The organism is Ferruginibacter yonginensis, assembly GCF_042651465.1.
GTDB classification, from domain to species: Bacteria; Bacteroidota; Bacteroidia; order Chitinophagales; family Chitinophagaceae; genus Ferruginibacter; species Ferruginibacter yonginensis.
Genome location: NZ_JBHSCZ010000004.1, coordinates 25,396 through 50,192 on the forward strand (window position 1 = coordinate 25,396; position 24,797 = coordinate 50,192).

At 35.9% G+C, this 24,797-nt stretch carries 19 protein-coding genes; 12 read left to right on the plus strand and 7 right to left on the minus strand.

The features are described 5' to 3' along the window. Nucleotides 1-3: 3 nt before the first annotated feature. Both ACFOWM_RS12590 and ACFOWM_RS12595 read left to right on the plus strand, forming a co-directional pair. Entirely contained in the window at nt 4-2,031 is a 2,028-nt protein-coding gene (locus tag ACFOWM_RS12590; RefSeq protein ID WP_379710685.1) for an ATP-binding protein, read from the plus strand. After that, the gene (locus tag ACFOWM_RS12595) at nt 2,031-2,651 is read left to right on the plus strand and encodes a response regulator (protein WP_379710687.1); all 621 of its coding nucleotides are present in this window, start codon (nt 2,031-2,033) and stop codon (nt 2,649-2,651) included. Before ACFOWM_RS12590 ends, ACFOWM_RS12595 begins: the two co-directional genes overlap by 1 nt. Before the next feature lie 40 nt (nt 2,652-2,691). Here ACFOWM_RS12595 and ACFOWM_RS12600 read toward each other — a convergent pair whose 3' ends face one another. Both ACFOWM_RS12600 and ACFOWM_RS12605 read right to left on the minus strand, forming a co-directional pair. Then, on the minus strand, nt 2,692-3,942 hold the full coding sequence (locus tag ACFOWM_RS12600; RefSeq protein ID WP_379710689.1) for a metallophosphoesterase: 1,251 nt from the start codon (nt 3,940-3,942) through the stop codon (nt 2,692-2,694). 13 nt (nt 3,943-3,955) lie between these two features. Then, on the minus strand, nt 3,956-4,456 hold the full coding sequence (locus ACFOWM_RS12605; RefSeq protein ID WP_379710691.1) for an NADPH-dependent FMN reductase: 501 nt from the start codon (nt 4,454-4,456) through the stop codon (nt 3,956-3,958). 377 nt (nt 4,457-4,833) lie between these two features. Between ACFOWM_RS12605 and ACFOWM_RS12610 the strand changes: the two genes are divergently transcribed. The 6 genes from ACFOWM_RS12610 (at nt 4,834) to ACFOWM_RS12635 (ending at nt 10,622) form a co-directional block, all read left to right on the plus strand. Then, nucleotides 4,834-5,634 carry a ParA family protein gene (locus tag ACFOWM_RS12610; RefSeq protein WP_379710693.1) on the plus strand — a complete coding sequence of 267 codons (801 nt, stop codon included), beginning with the start codon at nt 4,834-4,836 and terminating at the stop codon, nt 5,632-5,634. A gap of 11 nt (nt 5,635-5,645) precedes the next feature. Next, nucleotides 5,646-6,563: a ParB/RepB/Spo0J family partition protein gene (locus tag ACFOWM_RS12615; RefSeq protein WP_379710695.1), complete on the plus strand. Its 918-nt coding sequence runs from the start codon at nt 5,646-5,648 to the stop codon at nt 6,561-6,563. A gap of 23 nt (nt 6,564-6,586) precedes the next feature. Then, complete coding sequence (locus tag ACFOWM_RS12620; protein ID WP_379710697.1) at nt 6,587-7,177, plus strand: DUF5683 domain-containing protein; 591 nt, start codon at nt 6,587-6,589, stop codon at nt 7,175-7,177. Nucleotides 7,178-7,258: 81 nt separating this feature from the next. Then, entirely contained in the window at nt 7,259-7,996 is a 738-nt protein-coding gene (gene dapB, locus ACFOWM_RS12625) for a 4-hydroxy-tetrahydrodipicolinate reductase (RefSeq protein ID WP_379710699.1), read from the plus strand. A 49-nt stretch (nt 7,997-8,045) separates the two neighbouring features. Next, nucleotides 8,046-9,935 carry a tetratricopeptide repeat-containing sensor histidine kinase gene (locus tag ACFOWM_RS12630; RefSeq protein WP_379710701.1) on the plus strand — a complete coding sequence of 630 codons (1,890 nt, stop codon included), beginning with the start codon at nt 8,046-8,048 and terminating at the stop codon, nt 9,933-9,935. A 30-nt stretch (nt 9,936-9,965) separates the two neighbouring features. Then, complete coding sequence (locus ACFOWM_RS12635) at nt 9,966-10,622, plus strand: response regulator transcription factor (protein ID WP_379710703.1); 657 nt, start codon at nt 9,966-9,968, stop codon at nt 10,620-10,622. A gap of 19 nt (nt 10,623-10,641) precedes the next feature. On the opposite strand, the gene ACFOWM_RS12640 is transcribed toward ACFOWM_RS12635, so the two are convergent. Then, nucleotides 10,642-11,736, minus strand: coding sequence for a serine hydrolase domain-containing protein (locus ACFOWM_RS12640; protein ID WP_379710705.1), 1,095 nt, complete (start codon nt 11,734-11,736; stop codon nt 10,642-10,644). 498 nt (nt 11,737-12,234) lie between these two features. Between ACFOWM_RS12640 and ACFOWM_RS12645 the strand changes: the two genes are divergently transcribed. The 3 genes from ACFOWM_RS12645 to ACFOWM_RS12655 are packed head-to-tail and all read left to right on the plus strand — an operon-like array spanning nt 12,235 to nt 14,989. Beyond that, a complete protein-coding gene (locus ACFOWM_RS12645; protein ID WP_379710707.1) occupies nt 12,235-13,422 on the plus strand; it encodes an acyl-CoA dehydrogenase family protein in 1,188 nt (395 codons plus the stop codon). Between the two features lie 25 nt (nt 13,423-13,447). Beyond that, a complete protein-coding gene (locus ACFOWM_RS12650) occupies nt 13,448-14,371 on the plus strand; it encodes a 3-hydroxyacyl-CoA dehydrogenase family protein (protein ID WP_379710709.1) in 924 nt (307 codons plus the stop codon). Nucleotides 14,372-14,422: 51 nt separating this feature from the next. After that, a complete protein-coding gene (locus ACFOWM_RS12655) occupies nt 14,423-14,989 on the plus strand; it encodes a DUF1543 domain-containing protein (protein ID WP_379710711.1) in 567 nt (188 codons plus the stop codon). 100 nt (nt 14,990-15,089) lie between these two features. Here the strand turns inward: ACFOWM_RS12655 and ACFOWM_RS12660 are convergent, their stop codons facing one another. The 4 genes from ACFOWM_RS12660 to ACFOWM_RS12675 form a co-directional block, all read right to left on the minus strand. After that, nucleotides 15,090-16,430 (minus strand): T9SS type A sorting domain-containing protein, encoded by a 1,341-nt coding sequence (locus ACFOWM_RS12660; RefSeq protein WP_379710713.1) that lies wholly within the window; start codon nt 16,428-16,430, stop codon nt 15,090-15,092. A gap of 268 nt (nt 16,431-16,698) precedes the next feature. Continuing rightward, a complete protein-coding gene (locus ACFOWM_RS12665) occupies nt 16,699-19,542 on the minus strand; it encodes a T9SS type A sorting domain-containing protein (protein WP_379710715.1) in 2,844 nt (947 codons plus the stop codon). A 289-nt stretch (nt 19,543-19,831) separates the two neighbouring features. Further along, on the minus strand, nt 19,832-21,226 hold the full coding sequence (locus ACFOWM_RS12670) for a T9SS type A sorting domain-containing protein (RefSeq protein ID WP_379710717.1): 1,395 nt from the start codon (nt 21,224-21,226) through the stop codon (nt 19,832-19,834). Between the two features lie 220 nt (nt 21,227-21,446). Then, on the minus strand, nt 21,447-22,799 hold the full coding sequence (locus tag ACFOWM_RS12675; protein WP_379710719.1) for a hypothetical protein: 1,353 nt from the start codon (nt 22,797-22,799) through the stop codon (nt 21,447-21,449). Between the two features lie 376 nt (nt 22,800-23,175). On the opposite strand from ACFOWM_RS12675, the gene ACFOWM_RS12680 reads away from it, so the two are divergent. Continuing rightward, nucleotides 23,176-24,690, plus strand: a complete 1,515-nt coding sequence (locus ACFOWM_RS12680; RefSeq protein ID WP_379710721.1) for a T9SS type A sorting domain-containing protein — start codon at nt 23,176-23,178, stop codon at nt 24,688-24,690. The last annotated feature ends 107 nt before the right edge of the window (nt 24,691-24,797 follow it).

Here is a 24,797-nt window from a genome sequence, read left to right on the forward strand (position 1 = left end):
ACAATGCTAAAGCAATCTATTAAAATTATCATCTATTTTAAATACCAGTTATTATGTTGTGTGTTGTTATTAAACTTTCAAATTGTAGTAAAGGCACAAAACAATTTTTCAAATGATACCAATAACATTAAAACCACTTTAAACAAGGGTATACAATTAGCTGAGCAACTACCAGAGAAAGCATTACCCTATTTACAAAGTGCTTACAACCAAAGTAAAACAGCCCAATATAAAAATGGCATTGCATTAGCATCGTTAAGCTTAGGTAGATGGTATTTTGGAAACAATATTGGTAAATCAATTGCATACGCTTACGAAGCTTTGCAAAATTTTGATAATAGTAATAACAATGTTGAAGCCATTGCTGATACGCATTTATTATTAGCCGAAGCATATGATGAACAAGGTATAAAAGATTCATCAGCATACTACTATTATTTGCTTGATGCCGAAATGGATGCTGGTACTTTTCCGAACGCTGAATTTGCTGTAAGAATGTTTACCAAACTCACTATTTTTTGGGTAAACCTTGATTATGGAAATGTTATAAATGAAGAGTACAAAAAAACAGTCAACCGCTTTTTAGATAAAGCAAAAATGTATGCCAATAAATTAAAAGATACTGCTGATGCTAAAAGTAGCTTTTTGTTTTTACAAGGTGCTTACCATCATGGACTAAAGCAATACGACAGTGCCCGTTTATTTTATAATGAATATTTAATAAGAAGAACAGCCCTCAAAAAATTAAGTATTACAAGAAAAGTATCAACCCTTTTTAACATTGCCGATACTTATTTACAAGAAACAAAACCAAACGAGGCACTCAAATTTATCAACCAAATTAAAGCCATTGGAAGCAACCCACAAAATACACAATACCTAGCTTTTTATATTAGCTTAATTGATTTGCTCACTGCCAAAGCATACTATCAAAAAAAGGAATATCCTGCAACCATTGCTTTACTTGACAAAGCCCTTATTGACCTCAAATCAACAGGGTTACATTTTAGAAACGAAGTGGTTGAATCGTACGATATTTATGCATCAAGCTACCAAGCCATGGGTAACTTCAGCAAAGCCTTAGAGTATAAAAATATTTATTCAAAATTATACGACAGTATTACTAAAAAAGATAAAGTAGATATTATCAGTCGTTTAGAAATAAAAAACAGAATGGCTGAAAAAGATAAAGAATTGGTATTACAAAAATTAGCTTTATCAGAAATCAACAGTAAAGTACGCTATAAAAATTCGCTAATAATTGGTATATCGGTATTTGCATTAAGCGGTTTTATCATTTTTGCCCTTTGGCGTAAAAAAAATATTAGTAAACAGAAGTTACAAGATGAAAGAATTGAAAACTTACAACAAAAAATAAAAATAGAACGCTTAAAAGCAAGTATAACAGGCGAAGAAAAAGAAAGAACCAGAATTGGAAGAGAACTGCATGATGGCATTGGTGGATTACTATCTGTTGCAAGAATGAATTTTGAATTAGCAAAAAAACAAAGTGTAGTTGATGAAAATGCAGACTTTAATGATGGTGTAAAATTATTAGAAGAGGCCACTGTTGAATTACGAAAAGCTGCTTACAACCTAATGCCAGAAGTATTGTTAACACAAGGTTTGGCTAGTGCTGTTCAAGCGTTTTGCGAAAAAATGATGAGCAAAAGTGCCACCAATATTACCTTTCAATCAATTGGTGATCGTAGTAATATTTCAAGTGCTTTTGATTTACCTATTTATAGAATTATTCAAGAGTTGGTACATAATATTATAAAACATGCGCAAGCAAAAAATGCATTGGTGCAACTAAATTTTGAAAACGATGGAACAATTAACATAACCGTTGAAGATGATGGCATTGGCTTACCACCAGATGCTTTTGAAAAAACCCTAAGTATGGGTTTAAAAAATACCAAAGAAAGGGTATCTGATTTGGGAGGAAAAATTGACATACAAAGCTCTAACGAAACTGGTACTAGTATTTACCTAGAGTTTGAAGCTTTACAAGAAAAAATTGATAGATAATGATTAAAGTAACAATTATTGACGACCAAGTAATCATTTTAAACGGATTACAAAAAATATTGGCTGATGCGCCACATATTGACATAGTTGATGTGTTTACCAATGGTGATGTATTGTTAGAATCACTTGAAAAGTCGCAGCCACATGTGCTGTTGCTTGATATACATATGCCCAACAAATCAGGCATTGAACTTGCCGGTATCATCTCTAAAAAATACCCACAGGTAAAAATGATTGCATTAACCAATGTTGATGTACTAGCGCAAATGAAACAAATGCTGCAAAAAGGCTGCTTGGGTTATTTATTAAAAGATGTGAGTCCGGAAGTATTAATAAAAGCTATTGAAACTGTAAGCAAAGGTGAACAATACTTACAAGAAGAATTTAAAATTCAACTGCTTAACAGCCTATCTGGTATGAATAGCAAACAACTTATTACCCGTAGAGAAAAAGAAATTTTAAAATTAATTACTGAAGAACATACCAATAGTGAAATTGCAGGTAAATTATTTTTAAGCCTGCGTACGGTAGAAAACCATCGAAATAATTTACTACAAAAGTTAAACGTAAAAAATACAGCTGGCTTGGTAAAAATAGCCATTAAAGAAGGTTTTATATAAATTATTATGTACAAAAAAGCGCCCCAAATGGAGCGCTTTTTTATACTAATTCTATTACCGTAATTTCTGGTAATTCACCTACCCTGCCCGGGTAACCAATAAAACCAAAACCACGGTTTACATATAATTTTTGTTTACCAGCTTCATACAAACCTGCCCACTGTGGGTACATATATTGTACAGGGCTCCATTTAAAAAACGGTAACTCTACGCCAAACTGCATACCATGTGTATGGCCGCTCAACATCAAATCAACATCAGGGTATTCGGGCTTTACTTGAGCATCCCAATGGCTTGGGTCGTGGCTCATTAATATTTTAAATGGATATTTTTCTGTACCACCATGAGCTAAATCCATGCGACCATGTTTAGGAAACCTAGCTTTGGCGCTCCAGTTTTCAATACCCAACAACGCTATTTTTTCACCTTCTTTTTCAAAAACTACATGTTCGTTCATGAGCAATGTCCAACCAAGTTGAGCATGTACTTTTTTAAGGTTATCCAAATTTTGTTCTTTACTTATACCTTCAATAGGCCAAGCTACATAGTCTCCATAATCGTGGTTGCCTAAAGTGGAGTATACGCCCATGGGTGCTTTTAGTTGATTAAAAACATCGATGTAGTTAGCCATTTCAGTAGCCTTATCGTTCACCAAATCACCTGTAAACAAAATCAAATCTGCCCCTTGTTCATTAATCAAATCAACCCCATGCATTACGGCTTTTTTGTCCATAAAGCTGCCACTATGAATATCACTAATGTGTACAATTTTGAGCCCCTTAAACGCTTTGGGCAGGTTATCAAATGCCAATTGCACTTTTTTAATTTGATAACGGTATTGGTTGCTAAAACCATATAACAAGCTACCAAATAAAGTACCACCTACAGCAATGCCTAGCCAACTCAAAAAGGCTGAACGGGTAATACCATCGCCGCTCATGCCATCAATATCTGTTTTATTAAAAAACAATTTACCTACCACAAATTGTATCCCTCGGCGCAAATCATCTACTAAAAAAAATACCAACCCTGTAAGTTTAGCAATAAACAAACCCAATATTGTAGCAAATAAATAAGTACGTACTTTTTTGCCTAAAAACTGTTGGTCAGTATACATAAATAATAAGTACCCAATTACAGCTAACGCTGTAATACCCCAGTAAATACTGTAAATAATTAATTTAGTTTTGGGCGATGCTTGTTGTGATACTGTTTTTACTGCCTGAAAAACATACGTATCTAACAACAACATCAAACCCAAAAAAATAAAAATACCTAGTGGTGAACGCATAAAATTGTACCTTTTAATAAGCTAAAAACTCATTTATTTGAGCTTTAATAGTGTTTAATGTGGGCTCGTGTGTAAGTGCACCATTTTCATCAAGCATAGTATGCACTACACTTAATGGTAAACGGTTGTAATGTACATTCATTTTTAAATGCAACAAAGCACCCGTAAAATGCTCTAACCCACGTAAATTACCTGCCCTGCCTGTGCTCACACCTGTAAGCAAAGCTTTTTTGCTGCTCCAAACATTGTATACATCACTATTATCAATCATTAATTTTAAAATACCTGGGTACGAGCCATTGTACTCTGGCACTATAAAAATAAACCGTTCTGCTGGTTTTAAAAAAGTGGCTTCCATAGAGGTAAAAGCGTCATTTTTTTCATAAACCAAGTGCTCATCAAGCGATAATACCTTGCTTTCAACTCCAACCTCGGTTAGTAATTGATGGTAAATCAATGCAATTTTTTTGGAATTACTTCCCTTCCTATTCGTACCTACAATAATCGTAATCATATATTTATTCAATTTTTTATTGTTTGGGGCTTTCAGCAATTAATCGTTCTTCAGCATTAGTTCCGGCTATTCGCTACAAGTTCGGCACAGGGCTAAACACATGGCTTCACCGGGCTTTTCGCTGCTATCCGGCAGCCATTGAGCAATATTTCATTGTTCAGCTGCCAAATATGCATAACATCCAAACAGTTATCGCTATAATTAACTATTAAAATCAACCCTTGTATCAACTTGTTAACTAGGTACCGTTTTTAATAATAATTCAACATCTTTTAGCAACAAATAGCCAATAATTAACGAAGTTTGCAAAATTATCCTCATAAGTTTACATTTGACGATAATTTTCTGCAAATCATAAATAAACAGCGTACAACGCAATGGCAAGAATCATAGGAATAGCAAATCAAAAAGGCGGCGTAGGTAAAACCACTACTGCTATTAATTTAGCGGCAAGTTTTGCCATATTAGAGTACAAAACTTTATTGGTTGATGCCGATCCTCAAGCCAATAGTACCACTGGTGTTGGTTTTGATTTACAGAATATCACCAAAAGCCTATACGATTGTATGGTGAACGAAGCTACTGCTACTGATGTTATTTTAAAAACAGAGCTAGCAACGCTTGATGTAATACCATCACACATTGATTTGGTAGGAGCCGAAATTGAAATGATTAATTACCCCAACAGAGAGGGTATTTTAAAAAATATTTTAGATGCGGTGAGAGATCAGTACGATTTTATAATTATTGACTGCTCACCATCACTAGGTTTAATAACGGTGAATGCATTGGTAGCATCTGACAGTGTTGTGGTACCCGTACAAACAGAATTTTTTGCATTAGAAGGTTTAGGCAAGTTATTAAATACGGTAAAAATTGTTCAAAACCGTTTAAATACCGAATTACAAATTGAAGGTATTTTAATGACCATGTACGATGGACGTTTACGCCTCTGCAACCAAGTAGTTAGCGAAGTAAGGCGCCATTTTGATGAAATGGTTTTTGAAAGCATTATTCACCGTAACACCAAATTAAGTGAGGCGCCAAGCTTTGGTAAACCAGCTATTTTGTACGATGCTGATAGCAAAGGTTCAGTAAACTACCTAAACCTAGCTAAAGAAATTTTGCAAAAAAACAACCTCACTAAAATTAAACAAGAAGAAAAGCAACTTAGCTAATTACATACACCATGAGTTTATCAAAAAAGAACGATGCATTGGGCAAAGGTATCAGAAGCCTATTGCAAAATATTGATACTGATTTAAAAAATACAGCCGGTAATTTAAAACAAGAGGTAGCTGAAAAAACAGTGGCTAGCCAACGTGTATCACTTGATTTAATTGAAGTTAACCCTGATCAACCTCGTAAAGATTTTGATGAAACTGCTTTAAATGAATTAGCCGCTTCTATTAAAATTCATAACATAATACAACCGCTTACAGTATCACCCATTGCTGGTGGTAAATTTCGTTTGGTAGCAGGTGAACGTCGTTACAGAGCCTCAAAAATAGCTGGCTTAAAAGATGTTCCTGTATATGTGAGAGAAGTAACGAGCAGCCAATTATTAGAGTTAGCATTGCTCGAAAACTTACAAAGAGAAAACTTAAATGCTATTGAAGTTGCACTTTCATATAAGCGATTGATGGATGATTTAGATTATACGCAAGAAAAAGTGGCAGAGCGTATGGGTAAAGAGCGTAGTACCGTTACCAACTATATTCGTTTATTAAAACTACCACCAGATATTCAAGTGGCCGTTCGTAATGGCGTAATTAGCATGGGCCATGCAAGGGCACTTATTAATGTTGATGTTGTTGATAAACAATTATTCATTTTCAATGAAATTAAAAGTAAACAATTATCCGTTAGACAAACAGAAGATTTAGTACGTAAAATATACAGCAACAGTACTGCAGCTGTTAAAAATACTGTAAAAACGGGTTTACCACCAGCATTTAAAAAAATTGAAGATAATTTAGCATCAACCTATGCTACCAAAGTATCGTTGGTACATAACAAAAAAGGGTATGGCAGTATTTCGTTTGAATATTATTCATTAGAAGAACTCAATGGCCTACTGGATAAGTTGAATATTAAAGTGAGTTAATGCATTGTACAAAATGGTTTTTGATGGTATTACTTTTTATAGTGTTTGGCCAAGGGCTCAACGCTCAAACAATTAATGCGGTAGCTGATGATTCACTGGCGTTTAAAACCTATAAACTCGTTACAAAAAAAGATAGTACACAAAAAAAATACAACCCTGCTATAGCCATACGTCGTTCGGCTATATTACCAGGCTGGGGCCAATTCACCAATAAAAAATATTGGAAAATACCTTTAGTATACGGTGCCTTAGGTACAACTGGTTATTTATTTACCCGTAACCTCAAACAATATAGAGAAGCCAAGCAGGCTTTTATTTTAGCGACTGATGGTGACCCTACAAACGATAATCAAATTAAAGAACCTTATTATACTGTTCTTAACCAGCCTGATAGAATAAGGGTTTTCCGTAACCAAGTTCGCCAAAATGTTGATTACTCCGTATTATTTTTTATTATTTTTTGGGGGCTCAATGTTGCTGATGCCGCAGTAGATGCCAACCTAAAAACTTTTGACGTGAGTGACGATATTAGCTTACAAATTAAGCCCGGCTACAGCCCCTTAGCCCAAACAAATGGCTTAAGTTTAGTAATGCACATTGGTAAAAGAAAATAAAATTAGCAAATAACCCGTACTACCCCTCTCAACATTCATTTGCATTAATGCGTTAGTATTATCTTTGAAAAAAAGAGCTACATGTCGCAACAAAAATTAAAAATCGCTTTAATAGGTTATGGTAAAATGGGGCAAGCCATTGAAACATTAGCCATTGCCAAAGGTCATGAAATTGTGTTAAAAATTACAATTGATAATGCTGCTGACCTTACAGCCACTAACTTACAGCAATGCGACGTAGCCATAGAATTTACCAACCCCGAGAGTGCTGTTGCAAACATCAAAACCTGCATTGATGCTGGTTTGCCGGTAGTATGTGGTAGTACAGGTTGGGTAGCTAGTGAAGAGGCTGTAAAAGCATATTGTACCAATAAACAAGGCTCACTTTTATATGCCAGCAACTTTAGTATTGGGGTGAATATATTTTTTGAAATCAATAAAAAATTAGCTGCACTTATGGCGAAGCAACATCAATACCAAGTAAGTATTGAAGAAGTGCATCATACCCATAAAAAAGATGCACCAAGCGGTACAGCCATAAGTTTAGCCCAGCAAATTATAGCCAACAGAACTGACAAACACAGTTGGACACTGAATGAAACGCCTCAACCAAATGAAATTGCCATGGTAGCAAAACGTATTGACCCTGCCCCAGGTACGCACTTTGTAAAATACCAATCAAGTATTGATGATATTGAAATTATTCATACAGCCCATAGCAGACAAGGGTTTGCAACAGGTGCACTTACAGCGGCAGAATTTGTATATAATAAAAAAGGTATATTTACGATGGCTGATGTGTTGAAAGACCTGATTTAATTTTATTTATACAGACGGTGCTATGATCCCAAAAAATATATGCTTATGGGTGATATTAATATACAGTGGTACAGCCATTGCTCAGCCTAATAAATTAGATGCGCTAAAAATAGCACTAAGTAAAACATCGCAACCTAAAGCAACTGTTAGCATAACAAATAAAATTGTTTACGAACTCAGAATATCAAACCCTGATAGCGCTATTAAATTAGGAGAACCTAATGTATTAAAAGCCCACCAAATAAATTATTTATACGGCGAATCATTGGCTAACTTATGCTTGGCATTAGCCCATAATAAAAAAGCAAACTATAAATTATCAGAAGATTACTGTAAAAAAGCAATGGCCATTGCACAACAATTACAAAACGATTCATTGATGGCTGCATCGCTTTTAAATTTTGCCACTATTGATGAAAATTATGGCGCATTTGATAGCGCCTTTAATAAATTATACGCTGCCATAAAAAAGTATGAAACAATAAAAAATCAAGATGGTATTAATAAAGCTAAACTGGTAATGGCGCAAATTTATCAGCAAAAAAATGATTTAAAAAATGCTGAAAAAATTTTGAATGAAATTCTATCTACCCCAAAAATTGATAAAAATATTGAGGTATCTAGTTTGCATACACTTGCCAATATGTATGGTATGCAAGGCAACTATGCAAAAGCTTTGGCTATTGATGATAAAGCCCTTGCTATATGCGACAGCTTTAATATCATATTTTTTAAAAGTAGTGTTTACGATAATATGGCGAACTGCTACATGTACAGTGGCGATGCCGCTAAAGCGAAAATATACTTTCAAAAATGTATTACCATCGATTCAAGCTTTGGTAACAAAAAACAAATGTCTGATACCTACTTAAACCTCGGTAGTTTGTATGAAATGAACAAACAGCCAACCATTGCCATTCAGTACCTCAAAACATCCATCGCATATGCAAATGAATCGGGCTACAAACAAGGTGAATACGCTGCTTATCTCTCCTTAAGTAACATCTACAAACAACTCAATAAAACAGATAGTGCTTTAGATGCGATGCAAAAAGGGTACAGCATCAAAGACAAAATCATCAACGAAAGTTCAGAAAATAAAATTATTGAGTTAGATAAATTATACCAATTCGAAAAAAAAGAACAACAACTTAAATTACAAAAAAGTGAACTGAGTAAAAAGAATTACCTCATTACAACCCTTTCCATTGCTTGTTTATTGATTATTTCAACAGGTATTTTTTGGTACAGGCGTAGGCGATTACAAAATAAACTTGCCTTGCAACAACAAATAGTAGCACAACAAGCCATCGCTACAAAAGCTATTATTGAGGCCGAAGAAAATGAACGCAAACGTATTGCTGCAGAGTTGCACGATGGTATCGGACAAATGATGAGTGCAGCAAAAATGAACTTATCAGTTCTTGAAAACGAAATCAACTTTAAAAATACAACCACACAACATACTTTTAATAATATCATCAGTTTGGTTGATGATAGCTGTGCAGAAATTAGAAAAGTAAGCCATCAAATGATGCCAAATGCCTTACTAAAATTTGGTTTAACAAAAGCTATTAAAGAGTTTATTAATCGGCTTGATGATAGCATCATAAAAGTGAGTATACATGCCGAAGGACTTAATGAACGGCTACCTACCAATATTGAAACTGTTTTATACCGAGTTATTCAAGAAAGTGTAAACAATACCCTCAAACATGCAGCAGCTAACAGGTTAGATATTAGTATTATTAAAACAAGCGACGAAATTTCTGTATTAATTGAAGATGATGGCAAAGGTTTTAACGTACAACAAATCAGTAATGCTGAAGGCATCGGTATTAAAAACATGCTGAGTAGGGTAAATTATTTAAAGGGAACCATCGATTTTGCTAGTGAACCTAACAAGGGCACTTTAGTAGCTATACATATACCACTATAAATAATGTAATATTTAATCATCTTTAATTTGATGTCACCCCTTTCACCACAAATTAAGTTAGCCATTGTTGATGATCATCAAATAGTAATTGATGGTTTAAAAGCTTTATTACGTGGGCATCCACAATTTGAAGTTGTGGTGGAGTGTAACCATCCTGAGCAAATGGAGCTTATATTAGCAACGCAACCTGTTGATATTTTATTAACAGATATTATGATGCCTATTATGGATGGTGCTCAATTAGCTAAATTGGTGAAAGAACAATTTCCGCATATTAAAATATTGGCTTTATCAATGAGCGGACAAGGCGAACTTGTTAGCAAAATGATTGATGAAAGTGATATTGCAGGCTATGTATTAAAAAACATTGGCAAGCAAGAACTTATTGGTGCAATTGAAAAAATTGCTACCGGAGGCGTTTATTTTAGTGATGTGGTGCTCGATGAAATGTTGCAATACAGTGAACGAAAAATTCGTAACGCTGAAACGCACCTCACCACCAGAGAAATTGAAATTATTCGCCTAATAGAAGAAGAAAAAAATAACAAACAAATTGCCGATAGCTTATTTATTAGTGAACGTACAGTGGAAACCCACCGCAAAAATATATTTCGTAAAACCAAAACCAGTAGTCTTATTGGATTAATAAAATACGCTTACGAAAATAAAATCATTGTAAAAAAATAGTTGTTTCAATATTATTCCATCAAAAACGCATGGCAGGTTTTAACCTTGTCCAAAATTCATTATCAAAACTACTGGGGCCTAAAGTTGTAGTACCAGCACTATCACCCAACCTTACTACCACCACATCTAAACTCGGTACAACGTATATCTTTTTATCATCTTTACCTAAAGCCATAATCATATCAGTTGGGGCACTAGGTGTAAGCGAAGTTTGAAAAACAAATTGCGACCCAGGTACCATACTACTAGCTTTACCATTTAACCACCATAAATAGCCATAACTTAAATTATATGGTTGCGATGTATTGACCATGCTGTTAAAATATGCATCATCATTCAGCAAGGCTGTACCGTTCCATTTTCCTTTGGTTAGTATTAATGAGCCAAACCTACTGGCTTCTCTAGTGGTACAATACATTACATAATTAAACCAAAATGCATTGTTCATTCCTATTTTGGTAAACAACTTTGCTTTACTGTATTGTTGAAAAGTTTGTCCGCTGGCATTAGCAATCACATTTTGCAATAAATGGTAAGGTGCATTGTGGTAGGCCCAACGGGTACCAGCATCAGCCTTGTATATTAAGCAACTGGGTGTGGTGCAATCTTGGTCGGGCACACCATCATCCAAACCAGTCGTCATTGTTAATTGGTTTTTTACGGTAATCAAGTTTTCTTTTGCTAGTGGCAGGCTCGTCCACCCTGTACCTAAATATTGCGATACTTTATTGTTGATGTTAATGGTACCTTCTTGCTGTGCAATACCTGCAATAAATGCTGCCACACTTTTACCGGCCGATGCTATGAAGTAGGGCGTATTCATAGTCCAGTTATTCCAATAACGCTCTTTCACAATTTTTCCGTGGTGTAAAATCACAATGCCATATGAGTTTTTAGTACCAGCATAATCCAACGCTTGGTTTAACAGTGCATCATCCCACCCTATGGATGCGGATGTTTTGGTTTCCCAAACATCACCCGTTAAAGGTGGATAATAGTAGGGTTCCGCAGGTGTTGGGTTTTGTGGTGGCGTTGTACTAGTGGCTGTATCATTCGATTTTTTACAACCCCATAATAAAACCATTCCCAAAAAAGCAAGCAGTAATTTTTTCATAATAAAATATTAAAATAAGTATTGGCAGGCAATTATGACCTACCAAAACTACCATCGTTTAACGCCCTATTTTTTATTTTATTTTGGGGCGCTGTGCTACATACCACTTTTCAACATTGGTTCCTGCTGCTACGGGCTACGGTAGCGGCTTGGGCCGCCACTGCGCCTTCGCATCAGGCAGCCCATCGGCAGTTGATCATTATGCAGCTGTTGTGGGTACGATAATGAGCATCGCTACCTTTCAATTTTATATTTTTTCAATACAATTTCACCTTAATAATACAGTGGTATAAGTACCATTATAGTTCAATTTAGCCTGCTTTTCTAGTTCGGTAAATACTGTAAAATACGCTCTTAAATATGCCTTTAATTAGTAGTTTCCACTATATCTTTGCAGCGCATTTGTGTTAAAAACAATGTACTTATTACCACTACTTAAACAACTAAACTTACATGGTAGTCCTATAATGGCTGCCATCAATTATAAAAACCAATACAATGGCCGTTAAAACAGATAACTTTCAATCTCCAGATTATTTTAATGTAGATGAATTGTTAACCGAAGAACATTTACTTATTCGTGAATCGGTTCGCAACTATGTGAAAAAAGATATCAGTCCGATTATTGAGGAATATGCACAAAAAGCTGAATTTCCACAACAAATCATAAAGCAGTTGGGCGATTTAGGTTGCTTCGGTCCTACCGTTCCTACGCAATACGGCGGTGGCGGTTTAGATTATATTTCGTACGGTTTAATGATGCAAGAGCTTGAAAGAGGCGATAGTGGCGTTCGCTCTACCGCAAGTGTACAAGGCAGTTTGGTAATGTTTCCTATTTACCAATATGGTAGTGAGGAGCAACGCAACAAATACTTACCAAAATTAGCAAGCGGCGAATGGTTAGGTTGCTTTGGCTTAACTGAGCCTAACCATGGTAGCGACCCAGCTGGTATGCTTACTAATTTTAAAGATAATGGCGATGATACTGTTACCCTTAATGGTGCAAAAATGTGGATCAGTAATGCTCCTTTTAGCCAAGTGGCCGTAGTATGGGCAAAAGATGATGCTGGCGAAATAAGAGGTATTATTGTTGAACGTGGTATGCAAGGTTTTACTACGCCAACCACTCATGGCAAATGGAGCTTAAGGGCTAGTGCTACTGGCGAATTGGTATTTGATAATGTAAAAGTGCCTAAAGAAAATATTTTACCAAATATAAAAGGCTTAAAAGGCCCATTAAGTTGCCTTACCAAAGCCCGTTACGGTATTGCTTGGGGTGCTATTGGTGCTGCTATGGATTGTTACCATACTGCTTTAGAATACAGCAAAGAACGTGTACAATTTGGTAAGCCAATTGGCGGCTTTCAGTTACAACAAAAAAAGTTAGCCGAAATGGTTACAGAAATTACCAAAGCCCAATTATTGAATTGGCGCTTGGGTACCTTAATGAACGCAGGTAAAGTAACCCCTGCACAAGTAAGTATGGCTAAACGCAACGCTTGTGAAGTTGCTACCAATATTTGTAGAGATGCTCGTCAAATGCTGGGTGGCATGGGCATTACAGGCGAATACCCTGTAATGCGACACATGATGAATTTAGAAAGTGTAATTACCTATGAAGGTACACACGACATTCATTTATTAATAACAGGTATGGATGTTACCGGCTTCAACGCTTTTAAATAAACCCAAAATAGTATTACCACATAATATGAACCCTCAAATATTACAAGCACTCACAGAAGGTAAAGGTATAGTAGCCGTAATTGGTGCCGGACAAATGGGTAACGGTATTGCCCACGTTTTTGCACAAACAGGTTACACCGTTCACTTAATTGATGTTAGTGCTGCACAACTAGAAAAAGCAGTAAGTACCATTGCTAAAAATTTTGATAGACAAATTGCCAAAGGCAGTTTAACCGAAACAGATAAGAGCAATGCCCTCAATAACATTACCACATTTACTGATTTAAAAGAAGGTGTACAGCAAGCCGCACTCGTTATTGAAGCTGCTACCGAAAATGTTGCATTAAAACTTTCTATTTTTAAACAGATAGATGAAGCAGCACCAGCTGATTGTATTTTAGCAACCAATACATCTTCTATCTCCATCACTAAAATTGCTGCGGCTACAACTAGGCCATCATTGGTTATTGGAATGCATTTTATGAACCCGGTACCCGTAATGAAACTGGTTGAAATTATAAATGGCTATGCTACAGATGCAACCGTGAGTGAAGCTATTGTAAACATCAGTAAAAAATTAGGTAAAGTACCTTCTACCGTTAACGATTACCCAGGCTTTATAGCCAACCGTATTTTAATGCCCATGATCAACGAAGCTATTACAAGCTTGTTTGAAGGTGTAGCAGGTGTTCATGAAATTGATACGGTAATGAAGTTAGGTATGGCTCACCCAATGGGCCCTTTACAATTGGCCGATTTTATTGGATTAGATACTTGCTTATCTATTTTAAAAGTATTACACGATGGGTTTGGTAACCCTAAATATGCACCTTGTCCGCTATTAGTAAACATGGTAACGGCAGGTAAATTAGGCGTTAAAACAAGTGAAGGTTTTTACACTTACACAGCAGGTAGTAAAGAGTTGGTCGTAAGCCCCAATTTTAAATAAAAAATGTATAAAAGTTGAACCTCAAAAGTTCAACTTTTTAATTTGAGTTATATGAGCAAAAAAAAGTTATTTATGTTATTGTTGGGTTGCAGACCAAAAGGCCGTTTAACAGAACAACACGACATCTTTTTTGGCATTGCAGAACACTTGCATGAGCTAGCGCCTGCTATAAAAAGTAGTTGGAAAAATGCCAGCCCTATTCATGTAGATGCATGGCGTATGGTTACCAAGGTGAATGATTTTCACATCGAAATTGTAGAACGAACTGAAAATACAACTACGCAACAGCATCAATTATTTTTCATCAATTTAGGAGGCTATAAACCTGGTGTGTTTGATGAAGCGCATTATAAAATGTTGGTGGCGGCTGCCAACAAAAATGAAGCTATAGCGCAAGCCAAACAATCTGCCTTTTACTTACACACTGGTTTTGGGAAAGATGCTAAAGCCCATGTTGATGATAAATACGGGGTTGATGTGGATGATATTCACGACATAAAAGAAATACTTGATGAGCAATTTAAAACAGCTTACACTATTAAAATTACCCATCAACCTCAAAGTGCATTGCCAGAAGATGACATTACACTGGGCTATTTCCCCATCAATAATTGGTAATAATTTCTTGCACTAAAAATGTGTTACAAAATCAAAAAACGCCTTGCTAACACAAGGCGTTTTTAATAACAACAAAAATTGTTGTGTAATTGACTACTGCTTAATCTTTCACTATTTTAATCACTTGGTTATTACCTTGTAACAAATACAAACCTTTACTGTAACTACTCATATCAACCGTAAAAGTTGGGTTGGTTACTTTTATGTTCTGTAATAACTTACCACTAACATCTACCAATTGTAATGTAGCGCCAACAGTAGCGCCGCTTATGGTTGCAGTGCTGCTAACAGGGTTAGGGAACACACTCACAACAGAAGCATTTACAGCTATTTTTACAATCGGTGAAAAGCTAAACCTGCCATCAACATCCATTTGTTTTACCCTGTAATAGTTAATTTCACTAACTGTTTGTACGTCAGTAAAACGGTAGGTATTTTCACCATTACCTACACTGCTTAAAGTACCTATTGCTGTAAAAGATCTACCATCATTACTTTTTTCAATAACATACTGAGCCACATTGTTTTCATTTACTTTAAAGTTGATGATGGCTTGCTTTTGAGCATTCATGTTACAATTAACATTCAACCACTTTACAGGCAACACAGCAAGACTGAATGCATTTACACCCGTAAAAAAAGATGATGTTGTTGAAATATCATAAGCATTGGTTTCATCGCCTATCCAATTGCTTGGTGTACAGATACCAGCTAAAATTTGTGCTTTAGTACCTGTTCTAATAGCTCCTACATTATATACATTGTTATCAAAAGAAGGATTAAAAGCTGTACCACTACCAACTTGGGCAAATGATATGGCACTAACTCCATTTGTAAGTGATGATGGCAACATAGAATAAACACCAGAAATGGGTGAATTGTTACTTTGCCAAGCATTATTAGCACTTACAGTAGTTGACAATCCATTACACCAACCAAACACCCAATTGCTAGGAGTAATTCCATCATTACTGCTTTGATAAATAAAAATATTGTCGCCGTTTGTCCCCAGTGGCCCGGCTGTAGTACCTCCTGATTGTCCAAATAGTGTAACTGTACCAGGGAGCCCACTAACAGTTGGTATACCTGTACCCATTGTCCATGAAATTCTAAAAACCGTACCTGCTGCAATTGCAGTGCCTGTTGTCCATTTAATAATTCCTTCCGTTAGATTGGAGGTAGTACCATTTAAACCATCATTACCCCAACGCATATTGGTATTATCCCAATAATAATCAGAAAAATAAATGGTTGTACCAGATGAAATTGGCGCCAAAGTAACAATTGAAAATTCATCTGTACTTGCATTTGGGCCATCCGTATTTACACCAATAATAGCAATATCACCGGCAGATAAAGTTTGTGCAGCGCAAATATTATTTGCAAAAACAAATACCAAAGCAAATAGCATATGCTTTGCCTTTAATGTTGTTAGTTTCATGTAAAATTTTTCCATTGTTAAAAAGAGCATTTGAATTTTTAGCAAGTACTAAAATTTTACTTATTAGAACAAATTTTTACAACACTTTGAGTGCGAATGGCCATTTTTTGAGGTCGAAATGCTTCATATATAAATTTGTATTTATACCATTTAAAAAACATATAATTTATTTATAGCATTTATAAATACTTTCTGCCACAAAAAAACGCCCTGTAAAAACAAGGCGTTTTTGTTATAATCAACATAAGTTGAATGATTGACTAACTGCTTACTCTTTCATTACTTTAATCACTTGGTTATTGCCTTGTAACAAATACAAACCTTTACTATAACCACTCATATCAACCCTAAAAGTTGGGTTGGTTACTTTTATGTTCTGTAACAACTTACCAGTAACATCTACTAATTGCAATGTAGCGCCAATTGTTGCACCACTTACTGTTGCCATAGTACTAACAGGGTTAGGGAATACACTCATGTTGTTGTTATTAGTTGCTGATAGTTTTACAATAGCTGAATAAGTAAACGCTCCATTAAAATCAGTTTGCTTTACCCTATAAAAACAAACACCTTTACTTGCTGTAATATCTGTTACGCTGTAACTATTTTCTCCGTTGCCTTTACTATTAATGGTAGTGAGTGGGATAAAAATATGACCGTTAGTACTTTTTTCAATAGTATAGTAGGCAACATTGTTTTCATTTACTTTAAATATTATTACTGCTTGTTTGTTATAATTGAAAGCTCCTTGTATCTCTAGCCATCGTAAGGGTAATACAGAAAAATTATTTTCATCAGCGCCAATATCAGGCAACGTTGTTCCTCTTGTATCGCCATCAAAATCATTAGCTACACTTAAATTTACACCAGCATCTATCATTGTTGAGGTAGCTGTTAAATGCAAATCTGTGGTTGATACAAATAGTGGATCTACACTCAAACTATTGGCATCTTGACCAACAGCAGCTTGCCATGCGGCTAAATTTGCTACATCAGCACCATTAAAGAAACCAAAAATACCACCAGTTTCATTGGCAAAATAGTTATTATTATTTAGTGTTAATCCTGCTGGGTTTGCTGTAGTTCCATTTATTTTGATTGCATAATTTTTACCTGTAGCGCCATTGTTTGACCTTGCATTAAAAAATACATTATTTCTAAAAGTTCTAGTATTTGTAGTTTGCGTTCCATTAAATGCAAATGATGAACCAACCCCCGCAGTTGGACTACCACCTATATAAACGCTATTATGTATAAATTGATCAGTACCTAATGCACCATTAAAGCCATTGATACCAGCAGTTGATGAATTAGTTGCTGCGCCGCCTATTGCGTTAATTACACCTTGCCCTAACCTTATCATGTTATTTCTATAAACTGTGGTACCACCTGCAACCCTAATACCATTAATTTCAGCAGTAGTACTGTTTGTTGCAGATGTTAAATCGTAAATTGAATTTCTCTCCACTATATTGGCTGTACCTCCTGTGAATTGAATACCTGTTACTACCGTAGCAGCGGTTGCATTGGTGTTAGTGAGATTAAAAATGACATTTTGAGAAAGTGTATGATTTGGTGTTGTACTATTTACCAATATACCAATAACAGAGGCTGCTGTAGTAGTACCAGTGCCAATGTTACTAGTTAGGTTACGTATAGTGTTAGATGTAAATATTGCAGGTGCGTTAGGAGTAACTATACCAATAATTTGTGAAGATGCCCCCGTTGCGTTTAATTGGATTGAATTTGGCAAAGAACCACCAATTGTATTTGAAGTTAAGGTTGCTGTTACGCTAGTACTTGTATTTATCCTTATACCATATATAATAAAAGTACCACTTGCTGCTGCGTTAGTAACAGAAATAGCACCAATATTGTTACTTACCATATTTGCAATATCTACACTAAAATTATAAATGCCAATAACATCAGTAGCTGCAGTTGTGTTAGTACTAAAAACAAGAGATGAATTAGTTGATTGACTACCAATAGTATTATTATTCGTATTTGCAACACCATTACTTACCAATATTCCTAAAAATGGACTACTACTGCCTGTTCCACTTGAAGTTACCCCAGTTAAACTAATAGAGGCAATAGTATTATTATTGATGTTTGTAGCAGATCCTCCATTTATACCATTAAAGTTAATAGCTTGAAATTTACCGGTTGAACCTGTTAATGTATAAGTACCTGTTTGTGTATTACTAGCATAACCAATGGTATTACCGGTAATTGTGAAACCAGTAGCACCACTTGTTGCTGTTGTATTATTTATGTCAATAGCTCTGTGGGTTGAACCTGTTGTCCACGTTCTTGTACCCGTTTGATAAAAACGATTATTTGTAATGCTCCAAGTATTACAACCTCCATTTGTAGCTATACCAGAACTAGTTACTGTTACTCCAAAATAATCAAAAATGTTATTATTATCAATTAAAATACCACTATTACCAATTGCTGTAGTTGTAGTAGAACCGTTACCTAGTATAGCTTTAGTTGGCAATGATGTACCTACAGGACCAATATTATTATTTGATATAGTGTTGTTATCATTCCCATTTGTGGTTACACCATCAGTTGAAAAAAATATGGTTCCTCCATTTGTTACAACACTACCAGTAAAGGCACCATTAATAGTACAATTTGTAATTACATTATTTGTGGCACCACCAATAAACCTTATTGTACAAGTACCTGATGTAGCACTTACAGTTTCATTTTGTATGGTTAATGAATTTCCGCCTGCATTTAAGCCATTAATTGTTACATTATCTGCTCCGTTCAAATCAATTAATGGACTTCCGGCTGTTGTGGTTCCTGTAATTAATCTTGCACCACCACTTGGGCTAATAACAATTGATGTATATGATGCAGCTCCCGAACCGCTTGCATTTAAAACAGCCGTAGTTGCGCCTTCAACAGTATTTCCAACAATATCAACAGTAACTGCCCCTGTATGGGTACCTGCATTAATAGCTGCAAAAGCTGCTGTTAGTGTAGGGTAACTTCCTGCACCCGGGTTTACACTTACTTGTGCATTGCAAATAAATGTTGATGATATTAATGTACTTAAAAGAAAAAAAAATTGCTTACAAAAAAAATGTGACATAGTTAGTTTATTATTGGTAAACATATTATTGTAATTGTTTTTTTATTGTTTTGAATTCGTTCATTTTTTTAAAACCACTTATTAAGATATTATAAAAATGTAATTTAAACAGTATTTATAATAGTTTTTTTAAAAGTTGTATTTTACTGTTGCATACAAATACCCTTTTTTGATATCGTAACGGCCAATATCATATATATGTTGGTGCTAACTGCCAATTAAACAAAAACGCCTTGCTTACACAAGGCGTTTTTTACAACAATTGCTTGTTATATAATTGACTAACTGCTTACTCTTTCATTATTTTAATAACTTGGTTATTACTTTGTAACAAATACAAACCTTTACTATAACCACTCATATCGACCGTAAAAGTTGGGTTGGTTACCTTTATGTTCTGTAACAACTTACCAGTAACATCTACCAATTGTAATGTAGCGCCAACTGTTGCACCACTTACTGTTGCCATAGTACTAACAGGGTTAGGGAATACACTCATATTGTTGTTATTAGTTGCTGATAGTTTTACAATAGCTGAGTAGCTAATGCTACCATTTACACTCGTTTGTTTTACTCTATAAAAGCTAGTATTTTGTAAAGCATTATTTTCAGTAAACTGATAACTATGTACACCATTACCCCTACTGCTCAACGTACCAATAGCCGTAAAGTTTTGAGCATCGTTACTTTTTTCAATGCTGTATTGTATCACATTGTTTTCATTTACACTAAAGCCAACCACCGCTTGTTTAGTGGCGTTTAAACTAGCCGTTACGTTTAACCAACGTACGGGCAATACGGCAACTGTGCTACCCAATGCAAAAGGACTCCAAGTACTAATGCTATTACTTGTAACACTACCTGCTGTTGCAGTACCAGTACCAACCGTACCTTCATTTAACCAATTAGTGCCTACCTTATGTGCTACCTTGCGTTGCGCTACTGCATTAGGGAAAACATCGTTTACACCATCCCAAAATACGGTAACCGTACCAGTTGCTGTACTCAATGGCGTAATATCCCAAAACTCATTGGTATTATAACTTACCAATGGAGTGGTTTCAGTGCCTGTATTTGTAAATGTACCCGTACCAGCATCCGCTGCATTATACCTTGCTTGCATACCAGTATTATTGGCAGTAAGGTTTACATCTACCTTTTGGTAATTCAGTGCATTACCTATAGGAAAACTAAATACACCTGTACCTTCTTTTACAACAAAACCATTTACATAACTATTGTTGCTTGCACCTGTGTGGCTTGCGTTGCTTGTAAATATTACTGGGGTAGTTGCCGTTGCTGCTGCAATTTTACCATTAGTAAAATTCAACATACCATCAACCCTTAATGCGGTATTTAAGGTTACACCTACTGCATTATTAATGGTTACATTTTCGGCAAAGTAAGTAGCAGCACCGTTTAATGCTTGTGCCATAGTACCATTAAATTGCAATGTACCTGCGTTAGGCGTTGCCATTACTTGGTTATTGGTAATATTACCTGTTACAGTAAGCGTACCATCATTTACCAAACTACTGGTAGCATTATTGATAAAACTACCATTTACTTGTACTACTGCACCATTACTAATTTGTAGCACACTACCATTATTCACCAACTCATTTTGAGCCGCTGCCGTTAAAGCGATTACGAAGCTTACAATGGTGCAAAATATTTTTCTCATATTATTTGTTTTGTGCTTTTAAACTATGTTATAAAAAAGCTGTTTTGTGTTGAGCCAAATTTGAAAGCGTTTTTGTACAAAAGCCTAATTTTATCGCCTCACCAAAATTTTCTATTTATTGATTAGTGTGAATAAAAAACATCAACATTGCTAATTCAACATTGCTAATTCATCATTCATAATTCCTAATTCATCATCCCTAATTTATAATTCATAATTCCTACAGCTTCACAATCATTAGCTGCGTTCCTCCATCATTACTCAAAGCCTGTGGAGTGCTGCTGTTTGTACCAGTTGCTCTAATTCTAATTACATCACCTGCATTCAAAAATACCAAAAACATATATTGTGTACCACTGCGAATTGCACTATTGGTAGCACTTCTAATGCTCACGTTACTTACGAAGGAAGGATATATATTATTGAAAGAACCATATGCCGAACCATTAACTTCTAAATAGTTATAAGCTCCTAATGTATTATTAGGTGTAGCATTATCAACCATAGAATTTCTTGTCTGTATCAAGTACAATCCAGCACCGTTCGTTCCAACGGTATATGCATTGTTGGCATAAGTTCCTAAAGTAGGTGTTGTAACAACGCTTTCATAGGTTACAAGATCTGGCGATGCAGATGTTGAAAGAACCAAAGTTTGAGTAGTATTTTTGGTAGCCCTAAGTTCTAACCTTGCACCGCCACTCAGAGGCGTAGCCCATTGTGTATTAAAGTCAGTTGCATCTACCTTTGTGAGTACCTGCCCTGTTGTACCACCAGCTGGCACCGTTTGCGATGGTACCCAAGCAGCACCATTATAAAAATAAAAACCAGCAGGTGCATCAGTTTGGTATACCATTAAACCGGTGGCTGGTGAAGCAATGGCGGTTCGTTGCGCTGCCGTCATACGTGGTACCAACATACCTTGGGTAGTACTACTTACATCAAGCTTAGCACTTGCATTGGGGGTAGGTGTACCAATACCCACATTTGATAATGGTGCTGGTGGTGTTACATAAGTTCTAAAAGCAATATCTGATGATGCACTAATACTTAAAGGCGTAAATCCACTAACATTAAAAACATACGTACCATTAGCATAACTACCCGTAGTCTCATATTCATATATGAGCGTATTACTAGTGCTTGCGTTATTAATAACAACAGCATAATAGTTACCAGCAATAAGTGGCGTAGCTGTAGTAATAGGCATGCTATACCAACCCGGCGAAGTACTAATTGCAGTGCTACTAAATGTTGTGGTTGATACTATTGATGCAGTATTTACACTAGTTGCAGTAGCATTGTAAATTACTACATTAAAATTATTAGTTGCGGCTGATGAAGTGCTAAATAAGCGAAAATCAACCTGTGTTAAGTTACCAGTAATACCGGCCCTAAAAATTTGGCCTGCAGCACTGTTAGGACTAAGCCCTGTGTTGGTGCTAAATGTGGTGTTTGATTGGTCAAGCGTTTGCTGTGCATTAGCTTGTACCACCATCACTACACTAATAGCAAATAATAATTTTTTAAAAAAAGAGCGCATAATATTTTTTTTCTTGTTTATAATATTGTTCAAAATTCTTTGTTTTTAACATACCACCCAACCACTTTGAGTGCGAATGCCCGTTTTTTGAGGTCGAAACCCTTTATATATAATTTTAGTTTCATGTCAAATACATAAAACACCTTTTTTTGGTTTGATGAACAGCACACTTCCCCAAACCCTTTGCCTAATTACTTATCCAAAATTCATAATTAATCATTCTACATTCATCATTCATCATTCCTAACTCCTCCCCTATAATCCGTAATTTCTAATTCGTAATTAAACATTCAAAATTCATCATTCATAATTCATCATTCTACATTCCTCATTCATCATTCCTCATTCCTCATTCAAAATTCCTCATTCCTTCTTATTTTTGCCCCTCAAGCATTAAACTCCTTAAAACATGCCTACACCTTTACTAAAAAAAACAACCCTCTTCATTGCATTTATTGTAACCACATTTTGCCTTAACACCTTACAAGCACAACCACCCGGCACCAATTGGGTAGTGCGTAACATACCAGTTTCTACTAGGTTAACAAGTGTAACTTTTGGCAACGGCGTTTTTGTAGCTATTTCTAGCAATACTGCCGCAGCCAACCAAGTATTTACCAGCCCCGATGGTATTACATGGACGGCCCGTAACGCTGCCGAAAATAATGGTTGGCTATCTGTAACTTTCGGTAACGGTATTTTTGTAGCCGTTGCAACAAACGGCACCAACCAAGTAATGACAAGCCCCGATGGTATTACATGGACAGCCCGTACCGCTGCAAGCAACGCTCTTTGGTGCAATGTTACTTTTGGCAACAGTCTATTTGTAGCAGTATCGCAAGACGGACAAGTAATGACAAGCCCCAATGGTATTAACTGGACAGCCCGTACTCCTGCTGCTGCCAATATTTGGTTTGGTATAACTTTTGGCAACAACACATTTGTTGCCGTTTCAGTTAATGGTACCAATAGGGTAATGACGAGCCCTGATGGTATTACATGGACAGCTCGTACAGCAGCCGAAAATAATGTATGGAGTGATGTAACTTTTGGTAACGGTCTATTTGTAGCAGTTTCAGGTGATGGTACCAACCAAGTAATGACAAGCCCCGATGGTATTACTTGGACAGCCCGTACCGCAGCTGAAAGTAATAATTGGCGGAGTGTAACTTTTGGCAATGGCTTATTTGTAGCTGTGGCAAACTCACTAACCACCAACAATATTATGACAAGCCCTGACGGTATTAATTGGACGTTAAGGGTTCCCGTAAACGGGGTTTGGTTTGATGTTACTTATAATAATTTTTTATTTGTAGCGGTTGCAAATTCAACAACTGGTGCTATTGTTATGACCTCAGGCACCTTCGGTGTACTACCTTTAAAGTTTACCAACTTTACCGTACAAAACAACCAAAACAACGCCTTACTTACTTGGAGCACCACCAACGAAATAAATACCCAACGTTTTGAGGTACAACGCAGCACCAATGGTAGCAATTTTACCAGTATAGGTACACTACCTACACAAAACACCAGCGGTAACCACCAATACCAATTTACTGATGCTGCTTTTAGTACACTCACCGGCACCAAAGTATTTTACCGTATTCAATTGGTTGATGTTGATGGTGCCGTACAATACAGCAGCACACAAGCATTACCCCTCAGCAATAAAAAAATAAATGTAGTGGTAAGCCCTAACCCTGTTACCACCCAAGCACAAGTACAAATCAGTAGCAGCGTTGCTGAAAATGTAAACATTACCATTATTAATACCGCCGGCAAAGTTTGCTACCAACAAAACAAACGCATCACCATAGGTAATAATAATATAGCCATACCAGTACAACCATTCAGCACAGGTATATACACCCTCAGCATTAAAGGCAATACCATTAATGAAACTACACAGTTTATAAAATAACAACATTGTTACAAAGCAAAAGGGCTGTTTGCAAGTTGCAAACAGCCCTTTTGCTTTGCTGGAGTTTCAATAAAAAAATTACAGTCACACAACTTAAAAATACATTC